An 18,853-nucleotide genomic window follows, 5' to 3' on the forward strand; every position below is an offset into this window, starting at 1 on the left:
GGATACGAAAATGACGATTTTTGATAACTATGAAGTGTGGTTCGTAATTGGCAGCCAGCACCTGTATGGCCAGGAGACCCTACGCCAGGTGACGAAACATGCCGAACATGTGGTGAATAGCCTGAATGCGGAAGCAAAACTGCCGTGCAAGCTGGTGCTGAAACCGCTCGGCACCACGCCGGATGAAATCACGCATATTTGCCGCGACGCCAACTACGATGATAAATGCGCCGGATTAGTGGTCTGGCTGCATACCTTCTCACCGGCGAAAATGTGGATTAACGGCCTGACGCTCCTCAACAAGCCTCTGCTGCAATTCCATACCCAATTCAACGCCTCCCTGCCGTGGGACAGCATTGATATGGACTTTATGAACCTCAACCAGACCGCGCACGGCGGCCGCGAATTCGGCTTTATCGGCGCGCGCATGCGCCAGCAGCACAGCGTCGTCACCGGCCACTGGCAGGATAAAGAAGCGCACCAGCGCATCGGCGCGTGGATGCGTCAGGCGGTTTCGAAGCAGGATACCCGTCATCTGAAAGTGTGCCGCTTCGGCGATAACATGCGCGAAGTGGCGGTAACCGATGGCGATAAAGTGGCGGCGCAGATTAAGTTCGGCTTCTCGGTCAACACCTGGGCGGTCGGCGATCTGGTGCAGGTGGTGAATAGCATCAGCGACGGCGATATCAACGCGCTGGTCGATGAGTATGAAAGCAGCTACCGCCTGACGCCAGCGGCGCAGGTGCACGGCGATAAACGCCAGAACGTACTGGACGCCGCGCGCATCGAACTGGGGATGAGGCGCTTCCTTGAGCAAGGCGGTTTCCACGCCTTTACCACCACCTTTGAAGACCTTCACGGCCTGAAGCAGCTGCCGGGTCTCGCCGTACAGCGCCTGATGCAGCAGGGTTATGGCTTTGCCGGCGAAGGCGACTGGAAAACCGCCGCTCTGCTACGCATCATGAAAGTGATGTCGACCGGTCTGCAGGGCGGCACCTCTTTTATGGAGGATTACACCTATCACTTCGACAACGGCAACGATCTGGTGCTGGGCTCGCACATGCTGGAAGTGTGCCCGACTATCGCTACCGCCGAGAAACCGATCCTCGACGTCCAGCCGCTGGGAATTGGCGGTAAGGCCGATCCGGCGCGTCTGATCTTCAACACCCAAACCGGCCCGGCGATCGTCGCCAGCCTGATTGATTTAGGCGATCGCTTCCGCCTGCTGGTCAACACCATCGAAACCGTCGCGACGCCGCACGATCTGCCGAAGCTGCCGGTGGCCAACGCGCTGTGGCAGGCACAGCCGGATCTGCGTACCGCGTCGGAAGCCTGGATCATCGCCGGCGGCGCGCACCATACCGTCTTCAGCCATGCGCTAACCCTCGACGATATGCGCCAGTTTGCCGAGCTGCAGGATATTGAGCTGACCGTCATCGACAACGATACCCGCCTGCCGTCGTTCAAAGACGCGCTGCGCTGGAATGAAGTCTATTACGGTTCAAAACGCTAAGAGGCCGCCCCTCACCCTAACCCTCTCCCCAGCGGGGAGAGGGAACCGAACGAGCGCGGTGTCGCCTTTATCCCACTCCCTTTGGGAGAAGGAACCGACCCGGCGCGGTGTCACCTTCCCCCTCCCTTTGGGAGAGGAGTGGGGAGAAGGAACCAACCGGCGCGGTGTCATCTTTCTCCCTCTCCCTTTGGGAGAGGGTCGGGGTGAGGGGAACCCAACTCACCTGCTATTCGGAGCACACTATGTTAGAAGATCTCAAACGCCAGGTGCTGGAGGCCAACTTAGCGCTACCGCAGCATAATCTGGTGACCTTAACCTGGGGCAACGTCAGCGCCGTCGATCGTGACAAAGGGGTATTGGTTATTAAACCCTCCGGCGTGGATTACGCAGTGATGACCGCTAACGACATGGTCGTCGTCAGTCTGGAGACCGGTGAAGTGGTGGAAGGCAACAAGAAGCCCTCTTCCGATACGCCGACCCATCGCCTGCTGTATCAGGCATTCCCGACGCTTGGCGGGATTGTGCATACCCATTCGCGCCACGCCACCATCTGGGCGCAGGCCGGGCAATCTATCCCGGCGACCGGCACCACCCACGCTGACTATTTTTATGGCCCGGTCCCCTGCACCCGGTTGATGACCGATGCGGAGATCAACGGCGAATATGAGTGGGAAACCGGCAACGTGATTGTCGAAACCTTCCGTCAGCAGGGCATCGACCCGGCGCAAATGCCCGGCGTGCTGGTGCATTCCCACGGCCCGTTCGCCTGGGGAAAAAATGCCGAAGACGCGGTGCATAATGCCATCGTGCTGGAGGAGATCGCCTATATGGGAATTTTCTGCCGCCAGCTGGCGCCGCAACTGCCTGCTATGCAGCAGACGCTGCTCGATAAACACTATCTGCGTAAACACGGGGCCAAAGCCTACTACGGCCAGTAACGGCCGCTGGTTGGGCCAAGTTGTAGAAACTGTTGTCGGTTTACAACTGTTTTGGTCCGGGAAAAACGTGTGTTTTGTGTTAATTCCGAGCATATTGCGCTCCCGATTAATTTTTCTGCGTTATGTCTCTCATGGCGCAGGGAGCGCACAGAGGGCGGCCAGTCGCCGCCGCCCTCTGTACTCCCCGGCTCTGGCCGCCAAAATCGCCACTTCGTGGTGCCTTCGACTTATCCCTGCAGGCTTCGGGTCGGGCCGAGGCAGCGTCCTTGCAAATCACGGCCCTCAGCCCGCATCCATGCGGGCTGCCCCGGCCTTCCGGGAACGTCTCAGCGATTTTGAGGCCACCAACACCGGCAGTTTCAGTAGCCACAGGTACAAGGTAGAGACCTTAAGCTCACAATGGCACGAACCGTAGCCCGGATGAGGCGCAAGCAGAAATCCGGGGCAACCGCGGCGCTGAATGCCTGTATAAAACCCCAGCACCTATCGTGAAACCAGGCTATAATCAGGCCTGGTTTTTTATCGTTGAGAGCACGCGTGACGCAGCCGCAAGCAGGATTTTTACTCACCCGTCACTGGCGGGATACCCCGCAGGGAACGGAACTGGCCTTCTGGCTGGCGACCGATAACGGCCCGCTGCAGGTCACGCTGCCGCCGCAGGAATCCGTCGCGTTTATCCCCGAAGCGCAGCGGCAGCAGGCTGAAAGCCTATTGCAAGGTGAAAACGGCTATCGCCTGGCCCCGCTTGCGTTAAAAGATTTCCACCGCCAGCCGGTTTTCGGCCTGTACTGCCGCGCCCATCGCCAGCTGATGCGGCTGGAAAAAAAGCTGCGTGAAAACGGCGTCACCGTTTACGAAGGCGATATCCGCCCGCCGGAGCGCTACCTGATGGAGCGCTTTATCACCGCCCCGGTGTGGGTGGAAGGCGAAACGCGCGGTTCGCAGCTGGTTAACGCGCGCATGAAACCTAATCCGGATTACCGCCCGCCGCTGAAATGGGTCTCGTTGGATATCGAAACCAGCCGCCACGGCGAGCTCTACTGCATCGGCCTGGAAGGCTGCGGCCAGCGGGTGGTCTACATGTTAGGCCCCGAGCCCGCTACGCCGCCGGATGTGGGCTTCAGCCTGGTCTATGTCGCAAGCCGCCCGCTGTTGCTGGAAAAGCTCAACGCCTGGTTTGCCGAACACGATCCCGACGTGCTGATCGGCTGGAACGTGGTGCAGTTCGATCTGCGGGTCCTGCAAAAACACGCCGAGCGCTACCGCATCCCGCTGCAGCTCGGCCGCGGCAATAGCGAGCTGGAGTGGCGCGAGCACGGTTTTAAGAACGGCGTCTTTTTCGCCCAGGCCAACGGCCGGCTGATTATCGACGGCATTGAAGCGCTAAAATCGGCGTTCTGGAACTTCTCCTCATTTTCACTCGAGGCCGTCGCCCGCGAACTGCTCGGCGAAGGTAAAGCTATCGACAACCCGTGGGATCGGATGGACGAAATCGATCGCCGTTTCCATGAAGATAAACCGGCGCTGGCCACCTATAACCTACAGGATTGCGAGCTGGTGACGCGGATCTTTCATAAGACAGAGATCATGCCGTTTCTGCTCGAACGGGCGACGGTCAACGGCCTGCCCGCCGATCGCCACGGCGGATCGGTCGCCGCCTTCAGCCATCTCTATTTCCCGCGCATGCACCGGCTGGGCTACGTGGCGCCGAATCTCGGCGAAGTTCCCCCGCAGGCCAGTCCCGGCGGCTACGTCATGGACTCCCGCCCCGGCCTGTATGACTCAGTGCTGGTGCTGGACTACAAAAGCCTGTATCCGTCGATCATCCGCACCTTTTTAATCGATCCGGTCGGTCTGGTTGAAGGGCTGGCACAGCCCGATGACCGCCACAGCACCGAAGGGTTTCTCGGCGCCCGCTTCTCGCGCGAAAAGCACTGCCTGCCAGGCATCGTCGGGCAGATCTGGCACGGCCGCGATGAAGCTAAGCGTCAGCATAATAAGCCGCTGTCGCAGGCGCTGAAGATCATCATGAACGCCTTTTACGGCGTGCTGGGGACCAGCGCCTGCCGCTTTTTCGATCCACGGCTGGCGTCGTCGATCACCATGCGCGGCCACGCGATCATGCGCCAGACCAAAGCGCTGATTGAAGCCCAGGGCTATGACGTTATCTATGGCGATACCGACTCCACCTTCGTCTGGCTCAAACGCCCGCATAGCGAAGCGCAGGCGGCGGAAATCGGCCGCAAACTTGTTGCCTATGTTAACGACTGGTGGGCGCAGGAACTGGGCAAAAGCCAGCTGACCAGCGCGCTGGAGCTGGAATATGAAACCCACTTTTGCCGCTTTTTAATGCCGACGATCCGCGGCGCCGATACCGGCAGTAAAAAGCGTTATGCCGGAATGATTCAGGAGGGCGATGCCCAGCGCATGGTGTTCAAGGGGCTGGAGACGGTACGCACCGACTGGACGCCGCTGGCCCAGCAGTTTCAACAGGAGCTGTATCTGCGCATCTTCCGCCATCAGCCGTATCAGGATTATGTACGGGAGACTATCGCAAGACTAATGAACGGCGAGCTCGACGAGCAGCTGGTTTATCGCAAGCGCCTGCGCCGACCGCTGGCGGAGTACCAGCGTAACGTGCCGCCGCACGTGCGCGCCGCGAGGCTTGCCGATGAACACAACGCGAAGCTTGGGCGGGCGCAGCAGTATCAGCAGCGCGGCACCATTAAATACGTCTGGACTACCGGCGGCCCGGAGCCGGTGGATTACCAGCAGTCGCCGCTCGATTACGATCACTATCTGTCAAAGCAATTGCAGCCGGTGGCGGAAGGAATCCTTCCCTTCGTCAACGACGACTTTGCTACAATAGTGACAGGGCAACTGGGGCTATTTTGACAGGTGACTAACACCTCGGCATCCAGTACCATAGCGCCCTTTCCATTCCTGGACCCAATTTTGATTCCTCAGCATAACTATGCTGAGGATGCACTATTGCCTGCAATTAAAGAACAAAGAGCCGAACACATATGCCTTTTACACTTGGTCAACGCTGGATTAGCGATACAGAGAGCGAACTAGGACTAGGGACAGTGGTAGCGCTGGATGCGCGCATGGTCACTCTCCTTTTCCCCGCCATCGGCGAAAACCGTCTGTACTCTCGCAACGATTCCCCAATTACCCGCGTGATGTTTAACCCGGGTGATACCATTACCAGCCACGAAGGCTGGCAGCTCCACGTTGACGAAGTAAATGAAGAGAATGGGCTGCTGTCCTACACCGGCACCCGCCTGGATACGCAAGAAGAACATGTTACCCTGCGCGAAGTCCTGCTCGACAGCAAGCTGGCCTTCAGCAAGCCGCAGGACCGCCTGTTCGCGGGGCAAATCGACCGGATGGACCGCTTTGCCCTGCGCTACCGCGCGCGTAAGTTCCAGAGCGAACAGTACCGCATGCCGTGGAGCGGCCTGCGCGGCCAGCGCACCAGCCTGATCCCGCATCAGTTGAACATCGCCCACGACGTGGGCCGTCGTCACGCGCCGCGCGTTCTGCTGGCCGATGAAGTGGGCTTAGGTAAAACCATCGAAGCCGGGATGATCCTGCACCAGCAGCTGCTCTCCGGCGCCGCCGAGCGCGTGCTGATCGTGGTCCCGGAAACCCTCCAGCACCAGTGGCTGGTGGAAATGCTGCGCCGCTTCAACCTGCGTTTCTCGCTCTTCGACGACGAACGCTACGCCGAAGCGCAGCACGACGCCTACAACCCGTTCGAAACCGAACAGCTGGTTATCTGCTCCTTAGACTTCGTGCGCCGCAGCAAGCAGCGCCTGGAGCACCTGTGCGACGCCGAATGGGACCTGATGGTGGTCGATGAAGCGCACCACCTGGTGTGGAGCGAAGAGGCGCCGAGCCGTGAATATCAGGCCATTGAACAGCTCGCCGAACGCGTGCCGGGGATACTGTTGCTGACCGCGACGCCGGAACAGCTGGGCATGGAGAGCCACTTTGCGCGCCTGCGTCTGCTGGATCCAAACCGCTTCCACGATTTTGAACAGTTTGTTGAAGAACAGCAAAACTATCGCCCGGTCGCCGACGCCGTCGCCCTGCTGCTGGCAGGCAACAAGCTCAACGATAATGAGCTCAACACCCTTGGCGATCTGATTGGCGAACAGGATATCGAGCCGCTGCTGCAGGCCGCTAACAGCGATCGTGAAGATGCTCAGGCCGCGCGCCAGGAGCTGGTTTCAATGCTGATGGACCGCCACGGCACCAGCCGGGTGCTGTTCCGTAACACCCGTAACGGCGTGAAAGGTTTCCCGAAACGCGAGCTGCACACTATTCGCCTGCCGCTGCCGACCCAGTACCAGACGGCTATCAAGGTCTCCGGTATTATGGGCGCACGCAAAACCGCGGAAGAGCGCGCGCGCGACATGCTCTATCCGGAGCAGATCTATCAGGAATTTGAAGGCGATACCGGCACCTGGTGGAACTTCGACCCGCGCGTCGAATGGCTGATGGGCTACCTGACCAGCCATCGCTCGCAGAAGGTGCTGGTGATTTGCGCCAAAGCCGCCACCGCGCTGCAGCTGGAGCAGGTGCTGCGCGAGCGCGAAGGTATTCGCGCCGCGGTATTCCATGAAGGCATGTCGATTATCGAACGCGACCGCGCCGCAGCGTGGTTTGCCGAAGAAGACACCGGCGCGCAGGTGCTGCTGTGTTCCGAAATCGGCTCCGAAGGGCGTAACTTCCAGTTCGCCAGCAACCTGGTGATGTTCGACCTGCCGTTTAACCCGGATCTGCTGGAGCAGCGTATCGGCCGTCTCGACCGTATCGGCCAGGCGCACGATATCCAGATCCACGTGCCGTATCTGGAGAAAACCGCGCAGTCGGTGCTGGTGCGCTGGTATCACGAAGGCCTCGATGCCTTCGAACATACCTGCCCGACCGGCCGTACCGTCTACGATAGCGTTCACGACGACCTGATTAACTACCTTGCCGCGCCGGAATCCACCGATGGCTTCGACGATCTGATCAAATCCTGCCGCCAGCAGCATGAAGCGCTGAAAGCGCAGCTGGAACAGGGCCGCGACCGTCTGCTGGAGATCCACTCCAACGGCGGCGAAAAAGCGCAGGCTCTGGCTGAGAGCATCGAAGAGCAGGATGACGATACCAGCCTGATAGCCTTCTCGATGAACCTGTTCGATATCGTCGGCATCAACCAGGATGACCGCGGCGAAAACCTGATCGTCCTGACCCCGTCCGATCATATGCTGGTGCCGGATTTCCCGGGCCTGCCGGAAGATGGCTGCACCATCACCTTCGAGCGTGACGTGGCGCTGTCGCGTGAAGACGCGCAGTTCATCACCTGGGAACACCCGCTGATTCGCAACGGTCTGGATCTGATCCTCTCCGGCGATACCGGCAGCAGCACGATTTCGCTGCTGAAGAACAAGGCGCTGCCGGTCGGCACGCTGCTGCTGGAGCTGATCTACGTCGTCGAAGCGCAGGCGCCGAAGCAATTACAGCTTAACCGCTTCCTGCCGGCGACCCCGGTTCGCATGCTGCTGGATAAAAACGGCAACAACCTCGCCGCGCAGGTGGAGTTCGAAAGCTTCAACCGCCAGTTGAGCGCGGTCAACCGCCACACTGGTAGCAAGCTGGTCAATGCGGTGCAGCAGGACGTTCACGCGATTCTGCAACAGGGCGAAGCGCAGATCGCCAAAGCGGCGCAGGCGCTGATCGACGCGGCGCGTAACGAAGCCGATGATAAACTGACGGCGGAACTGTCGCGTCTCGAAGCGCTGAAGGCGGTGAACCCGAACATCCGTGACGACGAACTGGCGGCGATCGAAAGCAACCGCCAGCAGGTGATGGATGCGCTGGCGCAGGCCGGATGGCGTCTGGACGCGCTGCGTCTGATCGTCGTCACTCACCAGTAACGGAACGCGAAAATGGCGATGGAAAACTACAATCCGCCGCAGGATCCCTGGCTGGTGATTCTGTATCAGGATGAGCACATTATGGTGGTCAACAAGCCGAGCGGCTTGTTGTCCGTGCCCGGCAGGCTGGAAGAGCATAAGGATAGCGTGATGACGCGTATCCAGCGCGATTTCCCGCAGGCCGAATCGGTGCATCGCCTGGATATGGCCACCAGCGGCGTGATTGTGGTGGCGCTGAATAAGGCCGCCGAGCGTGAACTGAAGCGTCAGTTCCGCGAGCGCGAGCCGAAGAAGCAGTACATCGCCCGCGTCTGGGGCCATCCGCAGCCTGCGGAAGGTCTGGTGGATTTACCGCTGATTTGCGACTGGCCGAACCGGCCAAAGCAGAAGGTGTGTTATGAAACCGGCAAAGCGGCGCAAACCGAATATGAAGTGCTGGAGTACGCGGAGGACAACACCGCCCGCGTGCGCCTGAAGCCGATTACCGGGCGCTCGCATCAGCTTCGCGTGCATATGCTGGCGTTAGGGCATCCGATCCTCGGCGACCGCTTTTACGCCACGCCGGAGGCGCTGGCGATGGCCCCGCGCCTGCTACTGCATGCCGAAACGTTAACCATCACTCATCCCGCCTACGGCAACGCGATGACCTTCCGCGCGCCGATCGACTTTTAAGTCATTACCCGGACGCCCCCGGTTGCGCTACGCCGCCGGGGAAATCTCTAACGCAGACGCGATTAATCGCGGGCGAACCACGCATCGATCATCTGCTCAACGCGAGCGACCACCAGCCCGGTGTCGTGACGACGGCTGCGCGCGCAGGCGTGGGCCGGCTCATCGCACAGCAGGCAGCGGCGCATCGCTTCACCCTGCGCCTGGCGGCTAATCAGCCCCGCTTGCGGACAAATGACGTCGATATCCCACAGACGTCCCAGCGGATGATTCTGTTCCAGTTCGCTGCATAGCGCTTTGATCTCTTCCGCGGAGTGCTCAACGCACCACATCGCTTCCGGGCCGGTAGGGAGCCACAACACCTGGCGGTCGAGCGTTTTCCAACGCTGCTGCCACAAAAGTTGGTCACAGGCCTGCAGCGCAACACCCATCATATTGCGATAGCGAATACTGTCTTTTACCGCCCCTGGCGTTACCAGAGTGAGAGAAATGACCGGTTGTTGATAATGGTTGAGCCAGTCTTGTTGACGGGCTGCGCGCTGCTCTTTCGCCGCCAGCAGATTTTCCATGCTGACGCCCGCCCGGGCGGGAGTATGCACTGACATTCTTTCCTCTCCTTTAATGATCAAAAAGGCAGCTCGGGGCTGCCGTCGCTATCGCGGATAACGCCGCCTATTGTATCGCTAATCGCACAGAATTTAGGACGCAGGACAAAGAAATTTTCTTCGTCCTGCGGAGGGAAATGGCAGTTTTTGCTGTTAGCGCAGAACTAAATCACGATAAGAAATGACTTAAGAACAGCAGCCCTAACGACACATTAATCGCGCCGCCGATACGGGTAGCTATCTGAGCAAACGGCATCAGGTTCATACGGTTGCCGGAAGTCAGGATGGCGACGTCGCCGGTACCGCCCTGCCCGCTCTGGCAACAGGAGACAATCGCCACGTCGACCGGATGCATCCCCATTTTTTTACCGACGAAGAACCCGGTGGCCACCAGCGCCGAGACGGTGCAGACAATAACCAGCAGGTTGGTGAGCGTGAAGGCATTTACCAGCTCCTGCCACGGGGTAATCGCCACGCCGACGGCAAACAGAATCGGATAAGTCACCGCGGTGCGGAAGAATTTATACACCACCTGCGAGCCCTCCTGCAGGCGCGGCGAAACCACATTCGCCAGCTTCAGCAGCACCGCGAGGAACAGCATGCCAACCGGCGCCGGCAGGCCAATCAATTTATGTCCGAGCATGCCCATCATATACAGCAGCACCGCCAGCAGCGCGCCGGAGGCCAGCGTCGCCACATCAGTTTTACCGCCAAATCCTTCGCTTTCGCTCAGGCTGCGGGTTTCATTACTGCGGTTCGGCATTAGCTGGCCTTCGCCGGTCAGATGCGGGAAGCGTTTGCCAAGCTGGTTCAGACAGCCGGCAATGACGATCGCCGTCAGGCTGCCCAGCATCACCATCGGCAGCACGCGTCCCAGCGCAACCCCCTGATCCATATGCATCAGCGCCGCATAGCCAATCGACAGCGGGATCGCCCCTTCGCCCACGCCGCCGGCCATAATCGGCAACACGATAAAGAAGAAGACCTGGAACGGATCCATTCCCAACAGGCTACCCACGCCGACGCCTACCAGCATGCCGACAACTTCGCCGCACAGCATCGGCAGGAAGATCTTAAGGAACCCCTGAATCAGCGTGGTGCGGTTCATGCTCATAATGCTGCCAACGATAATGCAGCAGATGTAGAGATAAAGAATATTGGTCGATTTATAGAATTTGGTGGTGGATTCAACCACCACATCCGGCAGCAGGCCGTAATGGACCAGCGCCGAAGGAATAAAGGTGGCGCAAATCGCCGCCGCGCCAAGCTTACCGAGTACCGGCAGACGCTTGCCGAACTCGCCGCAGGCAAAACCGAAGAAGGCCAGCGTCGCCACCATCACCACGATATCGCTCGGCAGCTTGCCGCCGAGGCAGTCCAGCGCGATAAGACCACCGGCCAGCAAAAATAGCGGCAGCGGGATAATCCCCACTTTCCAGCTATCCATCACGTGCCACCAGCGCTGCTTCAACGAGGCTTTCGGTTTGTTAATAGGTTCAAGGGTTGCAGAGAATGCGTTGTCTGTGGTGCTCATAAATTCAGCCCTGTAGTTATTATTCCTGTTCAGGGTAGAGGGGCTGGCGCGGCGTTAATGTGAGAAAAGGCAGATTAAAAAAGAAGTTTTAATGGTCATTATGGTTTTTATGGTTTCTATACCCTAAATAATTCGAGTTGCAGGAAGGCGGCGACGCAGGGAATCCCCAGGAGCTTACTCCAGTAAGTGACTGGGGTGAGTGAGGACAAATTCGTCAGGAACGAATTTGAACGCAGTTCACTGCGCCCGTAAGGGCGAGGCCCAGGGATGGGCCGAGTTATTGCCAACGCCCATGCAACTTGAAGTATGACGGGTATATTAATCAGCGTGATACATATCTGATTTCTAAACGTGGTTTTTATGGTTTTTTTATTAACCGGATAATTACCCTTTATAAATAGGCGCCAGTAGATAAATTGTCCTTCTGGCCGCTGACGATATCGTTGCCGAATCTCAAATACTGTGCGCATAACTATGAAAGTTTCATTTCAATTTAAGCTGTTCATCTCCCTGGTGGCCTTTTTCTCCATCTTATTCGCTCTGCTTGGCGTTTATTATTATCTCGACGCCAGCCGCCAGCTGTATCAGGAAATGAGCGCCAGGGCGAAAATTCAGGCCGAAGAGATTGCGCTGATGCCCAATCTACGCCAGCAGGTCAGTCTGCACGACCCGCAGGCTATCGGCGCCTTCATGAGGCAAATCGCCGCCCACAGCGATGCCAGCTTTATCGTCATCGGCGATGATAAAGGCGTACATCTGTTTCATTCCGTGCACCCGGAATGGGTCGGCACCCGCTTAGTGGGCGGCGATAACCAGGCGGTGCTGGAAGGCAAAACTATCACTACCATCCGTAAAGGCGGTTTGGGCATCTCGCTACGCAGTAAAACGCCCATTGTCGACGACAACGGGCGGGTGATCGGCATCGTCTCCGTCGGCTATCTGACCAGCTATCTCGACAGCATCACCGTGCAAAAGGTAGTGAATATTTTTGTCGCCGCCATCCTGTTGCTGATCGCCCTGTTTATCTTCTCCTGGTATTTTACCCGCAGTATTAAAAAGCAGATTTTTTCGCTGGAGCCGCGCGAAATTGGCCTGCTGGTTCGCCAGCAAAAAGCGATGATGGAATCGATTTTCGAAGGGGTTATCGTTATCGACAGCCAGCGACGGATTGAGGTGATTAACCACGCCGCCCGCAGCCTGCTGGGGCTTAAGCAGCCCGCGCATCTGCTGCGCGGCAAATCGATTGATAGCGTGATCGCGCCGCAGCCGTTCTTCGCCAGCGGCGCGATGCTGGCGAACGATACGCACGATGAACTGTGTCGCTTCAACCAGCTGACGGTACTCGCCAGCCGGGTGCGCATCATGCTGGAAAACTCGCTGCAGGGCTGGGTGATCACCTTCCGTGACCGCGATGAAATTAACGCCCTCACCGCCCAGCTCAGCCAGGTGAAACGCTATGTCGATAACCTGCGCATTATGCGCCACGAGCAGCTCAACCGCATGACCACGCTCTCCGGCCTGCTGCATATGGGCCACTACGACGAAGCTATTCGCTATATACAGGCGCAATCGGAACATGCCCAGGAGCTGCTGGACTTCATCTCCTCGCGCTTCCGCTCGCCGACGCTATGCGGCCTGCTGCTGGGTAAAGCCACCCGCGCTTATGAAAAAGGCGTTGAACTGAGCTTTGATCCGGCCTGTCGTATCGATCGCCCGCTGTCGTCGCTGATGGAGTCGGAACTTATCTCGATCATCGGCAACCTGCTGGATAACGCCATTGAAGCGACGCAGCGCGCTGAACTACCTCACGAGCCGGTCGAGGTACTGATTCAACTCAACGCCCGCGAGCTGATGATTGAGGTGGCCGATCGCGGCGTCGGAATTCGCCCGGATATCCGCGAACGTATTTTTGAGCGCGGGGTGACGACAAAAACCCGTGGCGATCACGGTATTGGTCTGTATCTTATTGAACATTATGTGACTCAGGCTGGCGGCACGATTGAGGTTGCCGATAACGCGCCGCGCGGAACGATATTTACCCTGTTTATTCCCGCCGACCCGCCAGCCCATCCGCAACCGGAGGCCAACGATGCATCATGATCTGGTCGATGTGCTGATCATCGAAGATGAAAACGAGCTGGCCCGCCTGCACGCCGAGCTGATACAGAAACACCCGCGCATGCGGCTGGCGGGAATGGCCGCCTCGCTTTCCCAGGCGCGGCAGATGCTCAACGCCAGACCGCCGCAGCTGGTCCTGCTGGATAATTATCTGCCGGACGGCAAAGGCGTTACTCTGATGACCGACCCGATTCTGGCCAATGCCAATTGCTCGGTCATTTTCATCACCGCCGCCAGCGATATGGAAACCTGCAGCCAGGCGATACGCAACGGCGCCTTCGACTACATTCTCAAGCCGGTTTCGTGGAAACGGCTGAGCCAGTCGCTGGAGCGCTTTATTCAGTTTTACGATCAGCAGCGGGAATGGAAAATCGTCGATCAGCAAAACGTTGATTCTCTGTATCAGCTGCAGGCTAAAAATTTTCGCGCCGATAACGGCAGCAAGGGCATCGAAGAAAAGACCCTGGCGCTGGTACAAAATTTATTTCATGGCCGCGAAACGCACTGTTTTTCGGTTGACGAAGTGGTCAGCGAAACCGGGCTGAGCAAGACCACTGCCCGTCGTTATCTCGAGCATTGCGTAGAAGTGAGTTTTCTGGAAGTGGAAATGCTGTACGGAAAGATTGGCCACCCGCGGCGGATGTATCGCCGCGCGCAGGGCGCGAACTAAGGCTTCTCCCCGCAGGAGAAGCCTTTCGGGATTCAGAAGCCGCGCTGCTCTTTGATGAGCTCCCAGGCTTTCTGGATTTCCTGCGCTTTCTGTTTCGCCATTTCCATCATCTCCGGCGGCAGCCCTTTGGCCACCAGCTTGTCCGGGTGATGTTCGCTCATTAGTTTACGGTAAGCGCGTTTGACGGTGGCGGCATCATCGGTCGGCTTGACGCCGAGAACGTTACAAGCGTCTTCAAGCGTCGGACCGCGCTGTGCCTGCTGCCAGCCGCCATTGCCGCCGCGCTGACCATAGGATTGCTGCTGCGAGCCGCCGCCGAACTGCGCGCCGCCCTGCATCATGCGCAGGAACTGCTCAAACTGCGCGCGCGAGATACCAAGCTCGTCGGCGATAACAAACAACACTTCGCGTTCATTGGGATGTAATTCGCCGTCGGCGAAGGCTGCCTGCAGCTGAATTTCCAGAAACATCCTAATTAAATCGAAGCGACCGAAACAGACGCTGCGCAGTTGACGCATTTTCTCGCGCAGCGGGTAATTATCGGCCTTGCCGGCGCGAAATGCCTGCTGCGCCGCGGTGCGCGACTCGCCGTGCAGGTTCATACGATCCATCAGCACATTCGCCACATGAATATCGGCTTCCGTCACGCGCCCTTTAGATTTAGTCAGATGCCCCATCACTTCAAAAGTGGTGGAAAAGAACAGCGACTGCCGCTCCTGCTGGTTGGCAAATAAATTCAGCCGACGGCTACGGGCCCGGTCAAACATATGTCCGACTAAAAAGCCAAGCACCACGCCCCAGAAGCCGCCGCCCATCAATAATGCAACCGCGACACCAATCACTTTACCCAAATACTGCATAGACTCCCCAATCTTTCTGCTACCAGTTAAGCTATATCTGACCGCACGTTACCAAGCGTTGACGCCACGGTCATGTGGGACATCGCCTATAATTTGCTTTATCATACTCGCCATTCTACACGGTGCCTAACGCTCAGAAACGAAACGAGCGGATTAAGACTAGCGCGATTAAGATGAGTACGTTAGGCTCTGACCGTTTGCAAGCCGCTGCCACAAGATGACGGAACAACAAATAAAACGTATGAAAAAACGTATCCCCAGCCTCCTGGCCACCATGATCGCCAGCGCCTTGTATAGCCAACAGGGCATGGCCGCCGATCTCGCCACGCAATGTATGCTTGGCGTGCCAAGCTATAATCGTCCTCTCGTTGAAGGAAAGCCTAACGATCAACCGGTAACGATTGACGCCGATCATGCGAAAGGCAACTACCCCGATAATGCCGTGTTTACCGGCAACGTTGATATTAATCAGGGGAATAGTCGCCTGCAGGCCGACGAGGTGCAGTTGCATCAGCAGCAGCCGGCGGGCCAACCGCAGCCGGTGCGTACCGTTGATGCGCTTGGCAACGTTCATTATGACGATAACCAGGTTATTCTGAAGGGGCCGAAGGCGTGGTCGAACCTGAACACCAAAGATACTAACGTCTGGAAAGGCGACTATCAGATGGTTGGCCGTCAGGGGCGCGGTACCGCCGACCTGATGAAGCAGCGCGGCGAAAACCGCTATACCATTCTGGAAAACGGCAGCTTCACCTCCTGTCTGCCGGGTTCTGATACCTGGAGCGTCGTCGGCAGCGAAGTTATCCATGACCGCGAAGAGCAGGTTGCCGAAATCTGGAACGCGCGCTTTAAGCTGGGTTCCGTCCCTATTTTTTATAGCCCATATCTGCAGCTGCCGGTCGGCGATAAGCGCCGCTCCGGCTTCCTGATCCCCAACGCCAAATACAGCACTAAAAATGGCGTTGAGTTCTCGCTGCCCTATTACTGGAATATCGCGCCGAACTTCGACGCCACCATTACGCCGCACTATATGAATAAACGCGGCGGCGTAATGTGGGAAAACGAATTCCGTTATCTGACCCAGGCGGGCGCAGGTTTATTCGAATTCGATTACCTGCCTTCCGATAAAGTGTACGAAGACGATCACTCCAACGACAGCAATAGCCGCCGCTGGATGTTCTACTGGAACCACAACGCGGTTATCGATCAGGTGTGGCGTCTGAACGCCGACTACACCAAAGTCAGCGACCCGGATTACTTTAACGACTTTAGCTCTAAGTACGGTTCCAGTACCGACGGCTACGCGACGCAGAAATTCAGCGCCGGTTACGTTAACCAGAACTTTGACGCCACCGTGTCGACCAAGCAGTTCCAGGTCTTCGACCGTAGCTCAAGCAACTCCTACGCTGCTGAGCCTCAGCTCGATATTAACGCCTACCAGAATGACGTCGGTCCGTTCGATACTCATCTGTATGCGCAGGCGGTGCACTTCGTCAACACCAACGGCGATATGCCAGAAGCAACGCGCCTGCACATGGAGCCGACGATCAACCTGCCGCTGTCTAACGGCTGGGGAAGCATCAATACCGAGGCGAAGCTGCTGGCGACCCACTATCAGCAGAGTAATCTCGATCAGTACAACACCGCTAACGGTACCGATTACAAAGATTCGGTTAACCGCGTGATGCCGCAATTCAAAATCGACGGCAAAATGGTCTTCGAACGCGATATGCAGGAAGGGTATACCCAGACCCTGGAACCGCGCATGCAGTACCTGTACATCCCGTATCGCGACCAGAGCCACATTGGCGTCTACGACTCGACACTGCTGCAGTCCGACTATAGCGGCCTGTTCCGCGACCGCTCCTACAGCGGCCTTGACCGTATCGCGTCAGCCAACCAGGTCACCACCGGCGTCACATCTCGCGTATATGATGACGCGGCCGTTGAACGTTTTAATATTTCCGTTGGTCAAATCTACTATTTCACCGAGTCTCGCACCGGTGCGGACAACATCAACTGGGAGAATAACGACACCACGGGTTCACTGGTCTGGGCCGGCGATACTTACTGGCGTATCACCGATAACTGGGGTTTACGCGGGGGGATCCAGTACGATACGCGTCTGGATAACGTCGCAACCGGCAACGGAACCATTGAATACCGCCGCGACGAAAACCGCTTAGTGCAACTGAACTACCGTTACGCGAGTCCGGAATATATTCAGGCGACGCTGCCTTCGTATTCCACCGCTCAGCAGTACAAAGAAGGTATTTCTCAGGTGGGTATGACCGCCAGCTGGCCGATTGTCGATCGTTGGTCAGTGGTCGGCGCGTACTACTTCGATACCAATACCAAAAAAGCGGCTAACCAGATGTTAGGGGTACAGTATAACTCTTGCTGCTACGCTATCCGCCTTGGCTACGAACGTAAGATCAACGGCTGGGATAACAACAACGGCGGTGAGAGCAAATACGACAACACCTTCGGTATCAACATCGAACTGCGTGGTCTGAGCTCCAACTACGGTCTTGGCACCCAGCAGATGCTGCGCTCGAACATTTTGCCGTACCAGAGCTCGCTGTAAGGCGTCTGGTTTAAAACGTAATCCGCATTTGCGGTTAATTGAAATGGAAAAAGTATGAAGAACTGGAAAACGCTGCTTCTCGGTATCGCCATGATCGCGAATACCAGTTTCGCCGCCCCGCAGGTGGTCGATAAAGTAGCGGCTGTCGTCAATAATGGCGTTGTTCTGGAAAGCGACGTCGATGGTCTGATGCAGTCGGTGAAGCTCAACGCTGGTCAGGCGGGACAGCAGCTGCCGGATGACGCGACCCTGCGTCATCAGATCCTCGAAAGATTGATCATGGACCAGATCGTTCTGCAAATGGGTCAGAAAATGGGCGTGAAAGTCAGCGACGATCAGCTTGACCAGGCCATCGCCAACATCGCCAAACAGAACAACATGTCGATGGATCAGATGCGTAGCCGTCTGGCCTATGAAGGCATCAACTACAACACCTACCGTAACCAGATCCGTAAAGAGATGCTGATTTCGGAAGTACGTAACAACGAAGTGCGCCGCCGTATCACCGTGCTGCCGCAGGAAGTTGAAGCTCTGGCTAAGCAGATTGGCGATCAGAACGATGCCAGCACCGAGCTGAACCTGAGCCACATCCTGATCGCGCTGCCGGAGAACCCGACCTCCGATCAGGTTGCGGCTGCGGAAGAGCAGGCGAAGTCCGTCGTTGAACAGGCCCGTAACGGCGCTAACTTCGGCAAACTGGCTATCACCTACTCTGCTGACCAGCAGGCGCTGAAAGGCGGCCAGATGGGCTGGGGGCGTATTCAGGAGCTGCCGGGTATCTTCGCTCAGGCGCTGAGTACCGCGAAGAAAGGCGATGTTGTCGGTCCGATTCGTTCCGGCGTCGGCTTCCATATCCTGAAAGTTAACGATATGCGCGGCGGCAGCCAGAACATCTCCGTCACCGAAGTCCATGCCCGCCACATCCTGCTGAAGCCGTCGCCGATCATGAACGACGCGCAGGCGCAGGCGAAACTGGAACAGATCGCCGCTGACATTAAGAGCGGTAAGACCACATTCGATAAAGCGGCGAAAGAGTTTTCCCAGGATCCGGGTTCCGCCAATCAGGGTGGCGACTTAGGCTGGGCGACGCCGGATATCTTCGATCCCGCGTTCCGCGATGCGCTGATGCGTCTGAACAAAGGCCAGACCAGCGGCCCGGTTCACTCCTCCTTCGGCTGGCACCTGATCCAACTGATGGATACCCGCAACGTCGACAGAACCGACGCCGCGCAGAAAGATCGTGCTTACCGCATGCTGATGAACCGCAAATTCTCTGAAGAAGCGGCAACCTGGATGCAGGAACAGCGCGCCAGCGCTTACGTCAAAATTCTGAGCAACTAAAGTTCTCCCCTCTCCACGCCTTAAAAGCGTAGCGGGAGGGTAGACCGGTCGCCCCAGCAACGGCTGGGGTCGACTGCGCAGCCGG

General features: G+C 57.6%; 12 protein-coding genes. 9 read left to right on the forward strand and 3 right to left on the reverse strand.

Translation table 11 applies throughout. The annotated features are described in order from the left end of the window. The first annotated feature begins 10 nt into the window (after nucleotides 1-10). The 5 genes from araA (at nucleotide 11) to rluA (ending at nucleotide 9,056) form a co-directional block, all read left to right on the forward strand. Entirely contained in the window at nucleotides 11-1,513 is a 1,503-nt protein-coding gene (gene araA, locus PGS10_RS20090) for an L-arabinose isomerase (RefSeq protein ID WP_063447207.1), read from the forward strand. 242 nt (nucleotides 1,514-1,755) lie between these two features. Then, nucleotides 1,756-2,451, forward strand: coding sequence for an L-ribulose-5-phosphate 4-epimerase (gene araD, locus PGS10_RS20095; protein ID WP_047047443.1), 696 nt, complete (start codon nucleotides 1,756-1,758; stop codon nucleotides 2,449-2,451). Between the two features lie 537 nt (nucleotides 2,452-2,988). Then, a complete protein-coding gene (polB, locus tag PGS10_RS20100) occupies nucleotides 2,989-5,346 on the forward strand; it encodes a DNA polymerase II (RefSeq protein ID WP_316423387.1) in 2,358 nt (785 codons plus the stop codon). A 131-nt stretch (nucleotides 5,347-5,477) separates the two neighbouring features. Next, complete coding sequence (gene rapA / locus PGS10_RS20105) at nucleotides 5,478-8,384, forward strand: RNA polymerase-associated protein RapA (protein WP_045376408.1); 2,907 nt, start codon at nucleotides 5,478-5,480, stop codon at nucleotides 8,382-8,384. Between the two features lie 12 nt (nucleotides 8,385-8,396). Beyond that, entirely contained in the window at nucleotides 8,397-9,056 is a 660-nt protein-coding gene (gene rluA / locus PGS10_RS20110) for a bifunctional tRNA pseudouridine(32) synthase/23S rRNA pseudouridine(746) synthase RluA (RefSeq protein ID WP_063413970.1), read from the forward strand. A 62-nt stretch (nucleotides 9,057-9,118) separates the two neighbouring features. On the opposite strand, the gene citX is transcribed toward rluA, so the two are convergent. After that, entirely contained in the window at nucleotides 9,119-9,658 is a 540-nt protein-coding gene (citX, locus tag PGS10_RS20115; RefSeq protein WP_015368283.1) for a citrate lyase holo-[acyl-carrier protein] synthase, read from the reverse strand. 169 nt (nucleotides 9,659-9,827) lie between these two features. Then, nucleotides 9,828-11,192 (reverse strand): 2-hydroxycarboxylate transporter family protein, encoded by a 1,365-nt coding sequence (locus PGS10_RS20120; protein ID WP_015368284.1) that lies wholly within the window; start codon nucleotides 11,190-11,192, stop codon nucleotides 9,828-9,830. A gap of 474 nt (nucleotides 11,193-11,666) precedes the next feature. Between PGS10_RS20120 and PGS10_RS20125 the strand changes: the two genes are divergently transcribed. Continuing rightward, entirely contained in the window at nucleotides 11,667-13,292 is a 1,626-nt protein-coding gene (locus PGS10_RS20125) for an ATP-binding protein (protein ID WP_045397299.1), read from the forward strand. Continuing rightward, nucleotides 13,282-13,980: a response regulator gene (locus PGS10_RS20130; protein ID WP_045397296.1), complete on the forward strand. Its 699-nt coding sequence runs from the start codon at nucleotides 13,282-13,284 to the stop codon at nucleotides 13,978-13,980. The genes PGS10_RS20125 and PGS10_RS20130 overlap by 11 nt, the downstream gene beginning before the upstream one ends. 32 nt (nucleotides 13,981-14,012) lie before the next feature. On the opposite strand, the gene djlA is transcribed toward PGS10_RS20130, so the two are convergent. Then, nucleotides 14,013-14,840: a co-chaperone DjlA gene (gene djlA, locus PGS10_RS20135; RefSeq protein WP_047047451.1), complete on the reverse strand. Its 828-nt coding sequence runs from the start codon at nucleotides 14,838-14,840 to the stop codon at nucleotides 14,013-14,015. A 241-nt stretch (nucleotides 14,841-15,081) separates the two neighbouring features. Here djlA and lptD point away from each other — a divergent pair, with 241 nt between their 5' ends. Together lptD and surA are read left to right on the forward strand one after the other, a co-directional pair. After that, nucleotides 15,082-17,427 carry an LPS assembly protein LptD gene (gene lptD / locus PGS10_RS20140; protein WP_032713339.1) on the forward strand — a complete coding sequence of 782 codons (2,346 nt, stop codon included), beginning with the start codon at nucleotides 15,082-15,084 and terminating at the stop codon, nucleotides 17,425-17,427. Between the two features lie 54 nt (nucleotides 17,428-17,481). Next, a complete protein-coding gene (surA, locus tag PGS10_RS20145) occupies nucleotides 17,482-18,768 on the forward strand; it encodes a peptidylprolyl isomerase SurA (RefSeq protein ID WP_045397288.1) in 1,287 nt (428 codons plus the stop codon). The last annotated feature ends 85 nt before the right edge of the window (nucleotides 18,769-18,853 follow it).

The sequence above is a fragment of the Klebsiella sp. 141153 genome (genome assembly GCF_032601995.1).
Lineage (GTDB): Bacteria > Pseudomonadota > Gammaproteobacteria > Enterobacterales > Enterobacteriaceae > Klebsiella > Klebsiella aerogenes.